We start from the raw sequence: 13,052 nt of genomic DNA, 5'->3' as shown, positions 1-13,052 counted from the left end.
GTTATTTAATGTGGTTTTTCATCTCATTATAAAATTCCAAATAGGCCTTATCAGGTTTATGGTCACTGGATCCCCACACGACCTTGTGTTTTATATTTTGATTTACTTCTTCCAAGAAATAATAGCGACTGCCAGGGTGGTTAAAATCGGCTTCGGACAGTGCTAATTCTTCAAACTTTAAAAAACATGCAGTCACTTCTTTTTTTGATAGCGGTTCTAACTCCTCTGTTTGTTGGGTTAGCGAATTCGTATGGAACAACTGTCCGTTTTCAAGAAGTGTATAGCTATCTACCGTTCCAGCCATACCGCCTCCGTACCCAAAAACCAGTTGCTTACTGGGCAATTCGTCAAAAGTGTAGTGTTGAGACTTACAATTCAATAGCGTTAAGAAAAGTAGACCATAAAACAAGAGTTTTCGTTTCATCTTTAAGTATGTATTTATCTTTAGTAGTTTTTTCGGTAATACTGCTCTAATTAATTAGCTTGGCGGTTATAGGATACTTCTTGTAATTTGCTGATGGCAAGGTATTTTGAAATGCTTGTTTCTGAAATACCGCGTTGTTTGTATTTTTTTCTACTGGTTTTCCAGTATATTGATTACAGGGTGTTTATAGTGCCGTATAGTTGTAGTATCTTGGCGATAAACAATCAAAAAACTACCATACCAAAATGCGTTCTCTAGTATTTGTTTTTATTCTTTTACTATCCCTCACTATTTCTGCCCAAACAGGGCGTGAAGCGCGCATAGATAGTTTAGAAAATGCTTTGAAATCAGCGGGGCAAGATACCACTAGGGTGAACATTCTTAGCGAGTTGGCACGCTCCTACGGTGGCGTAGACTCCTTAAAAGCCTTTGAAAAAGGGTTTGCCGCCATTGCGTTGGCCAAAAGAATCAACTACCTAAGGGGTATGGCCGATGCTAATATTAACTTAGCGGGTTGTTATCTTGATTATTTTGATGTGGATAATGCAAAGAAGTATTTTACAATAGGTAATAAGTTTGCCGATAAATTGGTTGCAAAAGATTCATCTTCCCGTAATATGAAAATATGGTTGCGCGGCAAATATAATATAGGTGTAGCCTATGGTTACGAGGGCAATGTAGAAAAGGAAATAGAACGCATTGCAGAAACCATACCCTACGCACAGGAAATGGGCGATAAAATGTTCGTAGCCAATGCCAACACCAGCTTAGGCATCAAATACAGTAATTTAATGCTATATAAGAGGGCTTATGAAATGTTTTTAATAAGTCAAAAACAATATGAAGAAGTTGGCACTCCAGAAGATATGTTATATCACAGCTTATCATTTTCTTCCGCTTTATCAAGTATGGACTCATTAAAACGTATGAAATCTGTATTGGATATTGCAAAAGTAAATCTAGACCTAATCCCTAATTCTTTCTACGAAGGCCCTTATCAAATGGAACTTGGCCTTTATCATGCCAAAATTGGCGAGTACAATAAAGCGCTTGTTGCATTAGACAAAGCCTATACATATTACAAGGAACAATCATCTAGTTTCTATATAAAACTAATATACCAAAGGTATGCCGAAGCTTATAGTGGAATGGGTAATTTTAAAAAAGCCAAAGAGTACACATTAAAGTATATTAACTTTAGTGACGATGAGCATTCTTTTAATGATAAGTTAGGCTCTTACTATTCCCTAGCAAAATTCGATGCCAAACTTACCAATTACAAGTCGGCGTACAACTACTTAAAAGACTACGTGGCTGCACTAGATAGTGCCAGAGTTGGAGAACTGGGCAACGAAATGCAGCAGCTTGAAATACAATACAAAACTGCAACCAAAGAAAAAGAAATTTTAGCGCTTAAAAATGAAAAAAGTGAGGCAGCTTTAGCGCTTCAGGTCAAGAAGTCACAAAACTATCTTTTGGGAGCCGTGGCCAGTCTACTCGCCCTACTGCTTTTTATCGGTTTCTACGCGTACAACGCTAAGCTTAGAAGAGCACGAAAAAAAGAACGGGAACAAGAAAAAGAAGTTTCTCTTTTAAAACAAAAGCAAGAAAACGAAGTGTTTTCCGCCATGATAGAAGGTCAGGAAAAAGAACGGAAAAGACTTGCTATAGATTTGCATGATGGCTTAGGCGGAAGATTATCTGGTATTAGCATGAATTTGTCCAAACTAGATAAGGACGAGCCAAAGGAATATCCTAAGACCCAACTAAAAAAGGTTATGAAAGACCTTGATGACTCCTTAACTGAACTACGTTCTATTGCGCGTAATATGATGCCCGAAACATTAGTTAAATTTGGGCTACAAGCAGCATTAAAGGATTATTGCAGTAGCATGACTGGTAATGATACAAAAGTAACCCTACAGTTCTACGGTTCCGAAAAAGGTATCAACCTAAACCAGCAAGTTACCATGTACAGAGTAATACAGGAATTAATAAACAATGCCATAAAACACGCGCACGCATCCGAAGTATTAGTACAATATATGAGAGATGGTAATAAGGTAGATATTACCGTAGAGGATAATGGTGTTGGTTTTGACAAACAGGAAATTGAAAGTGAAAAAGCCGGCATGGGTCTTTCTAACCTACAGACCAGGGTTGCCTACCTAAAAGGTGATTTAGAATTTAACTCGGAAGAAAATGAAGGAACAACAGTTAATGTTCAAATTAACATAGATGCAGCATAACCCTATACAAATATTGATTGTAGATGATCACCCTATGGTGATAGAAGGACTCAAAACCCTACTTGGTGACGATGAACGCGTGGTTGTAAAAACTCATTTCATTAACGGAACGGATACCTTGTCTTTTCTAGAAAAAGATACAGCAGATGTTATTCTGCTAGATGTAAACCTACCGGATATTAACGGAGTTGAAATGGTTTCCAAAATCTTAAATATTAGAGCTACAATCGGCATTATTGGGCTAAGTACCTATAGTGAACCCAGCATCATTAATCAGATGATTAGAAACGGTGTAAAGGGTTATTTGTTGAAAAATGCAACCGCAGATGAGTTGGTCAATGCTATATCTCAAGTACACCAAGGTAATTTCTACTTTGGTAGTGAGGTTCAAAAAATTCTTGCAGATTCGGTAACGCAAGAGGGCAATGACTTGCCAAAGCTAACCCGTAGAGAAAAGCATGTACTTACATTGATAGCAGAGGGAAAAACAACAAACAACATTGCAGAAGATTTGTTTATTAGTCCACTAACGGTAGAAACCCATAGACGTAACCTCATGCAAAAATTAGAAGTTTCTAATGCCGCTTCCTTAATAAAGGTAGCTGTTGAGAAAAAACTGATTTAGAAATAGATACATAAAATATATTGGGAGTAAACTACCTCTAAGCAAGCCCACTAGGCATTCAAAGGGATACACCTCTATTTCGAGGCAAGCATCGGAGCATTTAATCTCCATTATCAAGTAAATCTATCGTTCCCCAGACAGGTCTTCAATACAAAAAGATATTTCCTACTTTGAAAAACGCTATCCAATAAAATTTTCTTTTTTGTTTAACGAACAAAAAAACATATTAAACAGTTGACACTCAAAAAATAATTTGTGTGATTAATTTAATAAATATTGTAAGATATTAATTACTTTTAGTGAGCTCAAAAAAATGCCAGAATGGAAGAAACTGACTCCCTTGTAACTAAACCTAGAGAAAAAACCTCTATTAAAAATAAATTTTCAATCATTGGAATCGGCGCGAGTGCCGGAGGATTAGAAGCTTTAAAGTCTTTTTTTGACAATCTTCCCGTGAAATTTCCACATAGTTTTGTTGTGGTTCAACATTTAAGTCCGGACTACAAAAGCCTTATGAGCGAGCTATTGTCTAAGAATACGGACATGCCCATAATAGAAGTCAAGGAAAAGACCGTAATTAAACCTAGTACGGTATATCTTTTGACCCCAAAAAAGAATATTTTCATAAAAGACGGATTTTTAATTTTAGAGGATAAACCCAAAACCAGAACCTTAAATTTACCTATTGATTTATTTTTTAAATCACTCGCACGGGAAATGACCAACAAGGCCGTTGCCGTTATCCTTAGTGGTACTGGAAGTGATGGTACCTCTGGCGCCAGAGATATTAAAGAATATGGTGGCATGGTCATGGTACAAAGCCCAGATCAGGCAGAGTTTGATAGTATGCCTCAAAATGCTATCAATACCAATCTAGTAGATTATATTCTTCCCACGGAACAAATGGGTGAGGAAATAAAAAGATTTATTCAACATCCCGCTGTTTATGGATCTTTAGAAGAGAACATTCTAGGTGATGAAGAAACTCTTGTCAAAATCCTAAACTTTTTAAATAGTCAGACCAAATTAGATTTTGAATATTACAAAAGACCAACTTTGGTTCGTATGATTGCCAGAAGAATTGGCATTAATCGCTTAAATACGCTACAAGAATATAAAGAATACTTGTTTGAAAGACCCGAAGAAGCCCATATCCTAGTAAGGGAGTTTCTAGTAGGAGTTACCAGTTTTTTTAGAGACCCTCTTGTATGGGAAGCCTTGACCTCTGAGGTTATCCCCAAAATAATATCTAGCAAGAAAAAGGAAGATACTATAAAATGTTGGTGCGTTGGAGTGAGCAGTGGTGAAGAAGCCTATTCTTTAGCTATAGTTATCAATGAAATACTCGCCAAATTCAACAAAAAGAACTTGGTTAAGATTTTTGCTACGGACATTGAAAAAAATCACCTGAACGATGCATCGAAAGGCATGTACAATGAAAGTACAGTTGCCAATATTTCCGAAAAAAGATTGGTTTTGAATTTTACCAAAAAAGGAGATTATTACCAAGTGAACGAAAACATAAGGCGCATGGTAATATTTAGCAAGCACAACGTTCTTAAAGACCCACCGTTCAACAAGATGGATCTATCCATGTGCCGTAACATGCTTATTTATCTACAACCGGCAGCGCAAAATAGAGCCCTAGATGTTTTACATTACTCACTTAACATGAACGGTATATTGGTGCTAGGCAGTAGTGAATCCTTGGGGCAGCAAAAAAACGCCTTTAACGAACTGTACAGAAAACAAAAAATATACTGCAATATTAGACCTGCCAAAATTCTTGGTCTACAGCAGTACAATTCAGGTAAAAGCCAAAAAAACCCATTCGGTCTAAGGAATCTTAGTCATGAAAGGAATACCAGACAACATATAGTAGAAGCACTCAGTGACAATCTTGATCTTGCAGCCATAGTTATAGATAGTAATTTTAATATTGTTGATGCATTTGGAGACCTTAACAACTATATAAGTCTCCCCAATAAAGGATTCAGTATGAACCTATTAAAAATGGTTCCTGAGAGTGTTGCCACTGTTTTAAGCTACTCACTTAGAAAAGTTGGAGGTACGAGCCAAAAATTAAAGCATGAAAATTTAAATTTCTCAACTGGAAAAAAGCCAACGCTTGCAAATATGCATGTAGCCGCCTTTTTAAACCCGCTAAATAACAACCCTTCCAATTATTTGGTTATTATAAAACCTGGGGACATCCAAGCAGTACTGCCCCCCCGAAGTGAAGACGATGATTCCCCTCAAAATATTAGAGAGAACGAACTAGAAACTGAATTAAAAGAAACTAGGGAGAGTCTAAAGAATATGATCGAAGAGGTAGAAACCAGCAATGAAGAATTGCAGGCTACCAATGAAGAACTTTTAGCATCAAATGAAGAACTACAGAGTACCAATGAAGAACTGCAGAGTGTAAACGAAGAGTTGCACACGGTCAATACGGAACTTCAGGAAAAACTTGAGGAGCTTGCTTCACTTAATTCAGATCTGGATAATCTTTTCGAAAGCACGGATATTGGCACTATATTTTTAGATAATAACCTCAGAATACGAAAATTTACACCTAGCGTTGCCAAGCATTTTAATTTACTGTCCAGTGATATTAACCGTCCTCTAGAGCACTTTGCTAGTACTTTTCATAAGAATAATTATAAAACCTTTATATCTGACATTAAAAAGGTAATCTACAATGGTACTTCACAACAAAATGAAGTAAAAGATGCCAAAGGACGTTGGTTCTTACAGAAAATTGTTCCTTTCCGTGATGGGGCCGGTAAAATTGAAGGGGCTACTCTTAGCTATGTTGACATTAATGAACTTAAATCTGCCGAGCAAAAACTAAAATATCAATTGCTTGCTTTTGAACAAACTTCTGACAGCTTCTGGGATTATAACTTAGTAGAGGGCTCCTACTATGTGAGTAAATCAATTCGTCATATTTTAGGTTATGAAGAACATGAAGTTGACGAGAGTGCGGAATTTTGGAATAAGTACACCCACCCAGATGATTTAGTGGCCCAAGAAGCTATCATGGAGAAACATTTAGCTACCCAAGGTAAATTTCCTTACGCTGTTGAGACGAGATATAAGCACAAACTAGGCCATTACGTAACTTTATTGCTCAGGGGTAAATTAGTGGAATGGACACCAGAAGGCAAACCTAAAAGAATGCTCGGTACCACAACCGATGTTTCTATGCTTAAAAAGATGCCAAAACTTGAAAAGGAACTCCTAGATAAAAATATGGTGTTCGAGCAGGTTCTGGAAATAACCCTAGCCGGATTTTGGGATTGGAATATACAAGAAAACACAGAGTACCTAAGTCCTACCTTCAAGCAAATGTTCGGTTACGAAGATGATGAAATGGAAAACACGCCCGAAGCTTGGCAAAAAATAATTCATCCTGAAGATCTTCCTGGTGTACTTGCAACTTTTGATGCTCACGTAGCCAGTAAGGGAAAAGTACCTTATGATAATGAGGTTCGCTATTTTCATAAAAACGGAGGTATTGTATGGGTCTGGTGTAAAGGCCAAATTATAGAATGGGGAGAAAATGGTGAACCCATACGAATGGTGGGAAGTCATATCAATATCACCAACCTTAGACAACTTTCTCAAAGTAACAAAGAACTAGAACGCTTTGCCTATGTGGCCAGTCATGATCTACAGGAGCCATTACGAACCATTAGCGACTTTGTTGCTCTATTTAAAGATGAATATATTAAGTTGTTAGACAATAAAGCAGCCACGTATTTAGAATTTATAGAAGAAGCTTCCGCAAGAATGGGAGAGTTGGTAAAAGTAATTTTAGCCTATTCAAAAATTGGAAGTGATACTGAAAAAGGAACCGTAGACCTTAATTCCATAGTTAAAAATGTAGAAAAAGATTTACGTATCCGTATTGAATCTACCCATGCAAATATTATCACCAAAGAATTACCAAAAATAACAGGTCACAAAATTGAACTACACTCACTTTTTCTCAACCTAATTGGTAACTCTATAAAGTTTGTGGATACCGCAATCAATCCAATTATTGAAATAGGGGCCATACCTTCTGAAAAAGGACATCACATTTATGTAAAGGACAACGGAATCGGAATCGATAAAAAAAATCAAGATCGTATTTTTGAGGTTTTCAAAAGGTTACACAACCAAGAAGACTATGAAGGAACGGGTATAGGCCTAGCCCATTGTAAAAAAATAGTTGAGCTACATAACGGAAAAATCTGGGTAGAATCAAAAATTAATAAAGGAAGTACTTTTCACTTCAGTTTAAATCTATAACGCCAAACTATGATTAATTCTATTTTATTGGTAGACGATAATACTGCTACTAATTTCATTCATGAAACCTATTTAAACCGTGTAAAATGTGCGGAAAACGTACTCTCTTTTACTATGGGAAAAAAAGCGATCGAATACCTACAAAGCCTAAAAACATTTCCAGAACTGATATTCGTAGACATAAATATGCCTACAATGGATGCTTGGGAGTTTATGGAGATTTATGAAACTTTAGATATCTCATTAAAAATCAATACAAGGGTTATTCTATTGACCACCTCCATTATTCCATCGGACAAAGAAAAAATGAAACAATTTAGTGAAATAGATGCCATGATGTATAAACCTTTAAATGAAAATGCCATTAAGGGTATTATGACTGAACACTTTAACCTAACACTTTAGATTAGCTAATAAACGGAAAGTTAAAACAAACTGAATTTAAGATTTATTACTTATTTCTGTTTCTATTTTCAAGGCCAAATTCAGTATTTTTCCACTGAGCGAAAAAAGCCATCGTAATTGACCAAGTATTAAATGAGCCTCTTGTAAATTACGTTCCTCCCCCACTTTTACCGCATTTTCAAAATCCCACGTTATTGTATTAAATTTTGAACGGTTACTCTCAAAGGATTGTTTTTGATGTTTAAGAGAAAAATCATCTTTTGTTTCTACATGGGCCAATACATCTATTGCTCTTCTTAAATTTTCCTCAATATGTGCTACCGCAGATTTAAAACCATCTGAGGCCTCTGTAGTACAATGGTTCTGGATATAAGAACTTAAAGATGCCAATGAGGACAAAAAAGCATGGCTAAGTGTTACTAATTCATAAACCTCATTTACCTTTTTTTGTTTTGACTTAGGCTCTTGAACCATTTCTTGAAAAGCTACACTCAAATTAGAAGTTTCATGAAAAGCCTTTTTTCGACTTATACGTAAAGTAGTGGGCTCTTTTTCCTTTTGATTGTAAAAAGCTGCTATTTCATCTAAAAAATTTCTATTGGCAACTAAGCAACTTCTTAGATTAGTATTAATATTCAAAAAACTCCAGGAAGGCCAAAGCACCAAAGTAGCAGCAAATGATAATACAGCTCCCAATACCGTATCTAGAATTCTAAATTGAATTACCTCCATAATATCCGGCAACATAATACCATAGATAAAAATAACACTAAGGGTAACAAAGGTAGCCGCAGTCTTATAGTTCCTTTGCAACATAGAAAATGCCATAACCAAAGAAACAAGACCCAAAGCCGCAAAAACATAAATATTCTGAAAAAGGCTAACAATAACAAAAGCAATAGTAGCACCTATTAACGTACCTATAATTCTATCTTTAGACCTGGTTTTAGTAAGTCCGTAACTGGGTCTTAAGATAATAATGATGGTTAGCAAAATCCAATACGGTTTCTGAAAATCAAAAATAGTACCAATTCCATACCCTACCATTGCCGTAACCGCTAAGCGTAATGCATGTCTAAAACTAGAAGACTTTAAATTGAAATTACTAATTAGATTTCTGGGATGATAATCTTGAGCAGCTATAAACTTACGCACGTAGTCCTCGTCTATAAAACGTAATTCCTCTGTTTTAGCCTCATTTAGTATCCAATTGATTTTATTAAGCAATTCCACCTGCTTTTCTTGGTACTCATAGAGGTTTTGAAACATTAAATATGGGCTAAGATTCTCTTTTTTAGGCGCACTTTTTAATTCATTAATATCTGCGGAGATCTTATCTAAATAGGGCTGCAATTTTATATGAAATGATAAGCCTTTTTTGCTCCTAGCCGAATATGCTATTTTTTCTAATTGCTCGGATATTTTATAAATAAGCTCCTGAAAACCCTCTTTATAATGTGCGTGTTTGTTAAACACCATATCCATTCGGCTATAATTAACAGGGTTAGATATGGCTGTTTCAAGCATTTCTACCAATTGCGCAAGAACCAATAGTTTTTTTCCACGGTAAACGGAGTGACTAGATTTTTTTCGGTTGAGAACAAGCATTTCTCGCAATATTTCATGCTTTTCAATGAGTTGTTCCTGCAGCTTATTTAATTCTGATAAGAGCTTCTTACGGTCAGAATCTGGTTCAACGAGTTGTCCTCTTACTTTTAAAAACTTAGAGGTCAAAAGGTAGGTCTCTGTAAATATTTCCTCAATCTCTCCCTTTGGATTTAAATAGTGCCAAGCTACCACTGCCAAGAAATACCACAAACTTCCAACCCCTACAAATAGAGCGTATTCATAAGTATTTAGTAGCAGAGGGTCATGTGCAAAACTAAGAATCAACGCTAATAGCCCCGAAAAACTAACCAATGTAGCCCTAAACCCAAAAACGGATATATACGCCAATGAAAAAGAAAGAACCCCAAGAATAGGAATCAATATATAGGCAGATAAATCTAAATACCCCCCAATAAAGCTAATAACTACCACCAATACTGTAGCACTAAGTATAGCTATTCTTTTATGTCTAAAACTCCCGCTTGCATTACTGGGTGCACTCCATAATGCTCCAAAACAAATAGCCAGCCCCACCTCTAACTGATCAAAATATAATCCTAACAAAATAGGGGTGCTAACGGTCAATCCTACCAAAACAGCTTTTGAAAAATCCGTGCTTTTCAAAAATTGAAGAAATTCTCTAAAACTGCTCATTATATCACCCCTAATCTTTCCCAAAAAACATTGCTTTTGAAGCTCAAAGATAGCCCATAACTTTGGCGTACTTTAAAATGCCCGGTTTTCTTTCTCAAAAGTAACCTGTCACTCCATAAAATGGCAACACCTTTGGATGATTTGTTTCGTGATTTTACTTTTTTTAATGCCCATCCTGATTTAACTTTAGCTTTAAATTTGCCCTATGAAGAATACGATTTCTGCTCGCGTTGCCGATTTCCTTAAAAACTACCCCCCATTTAACGAGGTAGCCACTAAAGAGCTGGAAAGCTTATCTGAAGAAGTAAGTATTGTCTACAAAGTAAAGGGTGAGGTTATATTTACCATAGATGAGGAAGCGCACCAGTATTTTTACGTGGTACACAAAGGCGCCGTGGTACTTACCAAAGAGCCCAATGACGAGGTGGTAGATTTATGTGATGAGGGAGATATTTTTGGCCTACGCCCTCTAATAGCCAATGAAAATTATAAAATTGGAGCCAAGGCCTATGAAGAAACCATTCTCTATGCAATTCCTATAACAGACTTTAAACCTGTTATTAAAAAATATGGCGCAGTGGGTACTTTTCTAATTGAGAGTTTCGCCTCTAATACTAGAAACCCTTATTCAAAAAGCTATAGAGGAAAACTTTACGATGCTACTTCACCAACCGAAGGAAACCAGATAAATGACAAAGAACTACTTGACCTGCAAGGTGTACCTTACTCTAAAAAACTAATAACATGCTCTGAAAATACCACCATAAAGACTATAGCTAGTAAAATGACGGAGAAAAAGGTAGGGTCTGTACTGGTTGTAAACGATAAGCTTCCCGTGGGTATAATCACAGATAAGGATTTGAGGAATAAAATTGCTACTGGCCTTTTCCCCATTACCACTAGGGCGAAAAATATAATGAGTTCACCGGTAATTACATATCCAAAAAAAATGACAGTGACACAAGCCCAAATGGCCATGATGAAAAGTAACATCAGCCATTTGTGCCTTACTCTAGATGGAACCCCAAATACAGAAGCTGTAGGCATTATTAGCAAACATGATATTATGTTTGAACTGGGCAATAACCCAGCAGTACTTATAAAAGCCATAAAAAGAGCCAATGGTTTTAAAAAACTAAAAGCGGTCCGCAGAAGAATTATGAGCTTGCTTCAAGGGTATTTAGACCAAAACATACCTCTAACCCTTACATCAAAAATCATTTCAGAGCTCAATGATGCTTGTATCAAGCAAATTATTAAAATCGCCTTGAACAAAATGGACGCTCCGCCACCTGTTAAATTTGCATGGTTAGCCATGGGAAGCCAAGGGCGTAGTGAACAGTTGCTACATACCGATCAAGATAATGCCTTAGTTTTTGAAAATGTGCCTGATGACCAACTAACCGAAACTCGAGAATTCTTCTTAGACTTAGCCAAAATTGTAACCAAAGGACTTTTTGATATTGGATATGAATATTGTCCGGCAGAAATGATGGCGTCCAACCCTGATTGGTGCTTAAGCCTTTCGGAATGGAAAGAGCGTACCCTTCATTGGATTACAAACCCTGGTCCGGACCAAGTGCTACTTTCGTCCATATTTTTTGATTACAACCTTTCCTATGGCGAAACTAGCTTGGTTAACGATTTGAGCGCACACCTTTTTGAAACTACGGATAAATACCCTAATTTCTTTTTACACTTGGCCAGCGGAGCATTGCAAAGTCCATCACCTAGTGGTTTTTTTAGAAGTTTTCTTGTTGAAGAAGATGGTGAGTATAAAGATTTTTTTGATTTAAAACGAAGAGCATTAATGCCCTTAATAGATGGTGCTCGTGTTCTGATTTTATCCCACAAGGTGAAATTGATCAACAATACGGCAGAACGATTTGAAAAATTGGCAGAATTAGAGCCCAACAACGAGGAATTATTTTTAGCCTGTTCCTATGCCACCAAAGCTTTATTAAAGTTTAGGACAAAGCATGGTCTATTGCATAATGATTCTGGTAGGTTCATTGCTCTAACCAAACTTACTAAAGAGGAGAAGATTAAACTAAAACGTTGTTTTAAAACCATTAAAGACCTCCAAGAACTTCTTAAAATTCGTTTTAAAGTAACAAACCTACTCGGCTAATGAATTTATTTAAGAAACGAAAAAAAAACTACCCTGATTTTTGGATGGAATACGAGGCCAAATTTGAAAAAAAGGCATCATACACCATTCCCGAAATTCGCTTTGTGGTGTTTGATACCGAAACTACTGGATTTGATTATGATGATGACCGAGTACTGTCTATTGGTGCGCTGTCAATAAAAAATAACAGCATTCAAATAAGTGATAGCTTTGAAGCATTTTTATATCAACATTTTTACCATGCTAAGAACATTGAGATTCACGGTATTTTACAGGAAGAACGCCAGGAACGTATAACCGAACTGGAAGCCTTGATTCAATTTTTGGAATACATAGGAAATTCCGTTTTGGTAGCCCATCATGCAGGATTTGATAAAAACATGATTAACCACGCTTTGAATCGCCATGGCATGCCGAACCTAAAAAATAAATTTTTGGATACTTCCGTACTCTACAAAAGAACGTTAATTAATTCTCCTCTCTTACCGGTTAAGCCACAATACTCACTAGACGAGCTTGCAGAAAAATTCGACATATCTAAAAAAGATCGCCACACCGCATTGGGTGATGCTTATATTACGGCTATTGCTTTCATGAAAATTGTTCAAAAGTTAAAAACGAAGAAGAATTTCTCAGCTAAAAAACTATTAAAATAAT

Annotated in this window: 8 protein-coding genes; 6 read left to right on the top strand and 2 right to left on the bottom strand. The window is 36.3% G+C overall.

Annotated elements, in window-relative coordinates; translation table 11 throughout:
* Nucleotide 1: 1 nt before the first annotated feature.
* A complete protein-coding gene (locus tag IWC72_RS14835; protein ID WP_194530309.1) occupies nt 2–424 on the bottom strand; it encodes a hypothetical protein in 423 nt (140 codons plus the stop codon).
* Between the two features lie 245 nt (nt 425–669).
* Between IWC72_RS14835 and IWC72_RS14830 the strand changes: the two genes are divergently transcribed.
* From IWC72_RS14830 to IWC72_RS14815, 4 genes are all read left to right on the top strand, one after another.
* The gene (locus IWC72_RS14830; protein ID WP_194530308.1) at nt 670–2,673 is read left to right on the top strand and encodes a sensor histidine kinase; all 2,004 of its coding nucleotides are present in this window, start codon (nt 670–672) and stop codon (nt 2,671–2,673) included.
* A complete protein-coding gene (locus tag IWC72_RS14825; protein ID WP_194530307.1) occupies nt 2,663–3,298 on the top strand; it encodes a response regulator in 636 nt (211 codons plus the stop codon). Before IWC72_RS14830 ends, IWC72_RS14825 begins: the two co-directional genes overlap by 11 nt.
* 321 nt (nt 3,299–3,619) lie before the next feature.
* On the top strand, nt 3,620–7,597 hold the full coding sequence (locus IWC72_RS14820; protein ID WP_194530306.1) for a chemotaxis protein CheB: 3,978 nt from the start codon (nt 3,620–3,622) through the stop codon (nt 7,595–7,597).
* Between the two features lie 9 nt (nt 7,598–7,606).
* Nucleotides 7,607–8,002, top strand: a complete 396-nt coding sequence (locus tag IWC72_RS14815) for a response regulator (RefSeq protein WP_194526954.1) — start codon at nt 7,607–7,609, stop codon at nt 8,000–8,002.
* A gap of 36 nt (nt 8,003–8,038) precedes the next feature.
* Here the strand turns inward: IWC72_RS14815 and IWC72_RS14810 are convergent, their stop codons facing one another.
* Complete coding sequence (locus tag IWC72_RS14810) at nt 8,039–10,288, bottom strand: FUSC family protein (RefSeq protein WP_226979581.1); 2,250 nt, start codon at nt 10,286–10,288, stop codon at nt 8,039–8,041.
* A 181-nt stretch (nt 10,289–10,469) separates the two neighbouring features.
* Between IWC72_RS14810 and IWC72_RS14805 the strand changes: the two genes are divergently transcribed.
* A complete protein-coding gene (locus IWC72_RS14805; RefSeq protein ID WP_194530305.1) occupies nt 10,470–12,395 on the top strand; it encodes a DUF294 nucleotidyltransferase-like domain-containing protein in 1,926 nt (641 codons plus the stop codon).
* Nucleotides 12,395–13,051: a 3'-5' exonuclease gene (locus tag IWC72_RS14800; RefSeq protein ID WP_226979580.1), complete on the top strand. Its 657-nt coding sequence runs from the start codon at nt 12,395–12,397 to the stop codon at nt 13,049–13,051. Before IWC72_RS14805 ends, IWC72_RS14800 begins: the two co-directional genes overlap by 1 nt.
* Nucleotide 13,052: the final 1 nt, after the last annotated feature.

The organism is Zobellia roscoffensis, assembly GCF_015330165.1.
Classification (GTDB): Bacteria; Bacteroidota; Bacteroidia; order Flavobacteriales; family Flavobacteriaceae; genus Zobellia; species Zobellia roscoffensis.
The sequence above is the reverse complement of the archived record's forward strand: the minus strand, read 5'-3'. Positions and strand labels throughout refer to the sequence as shown.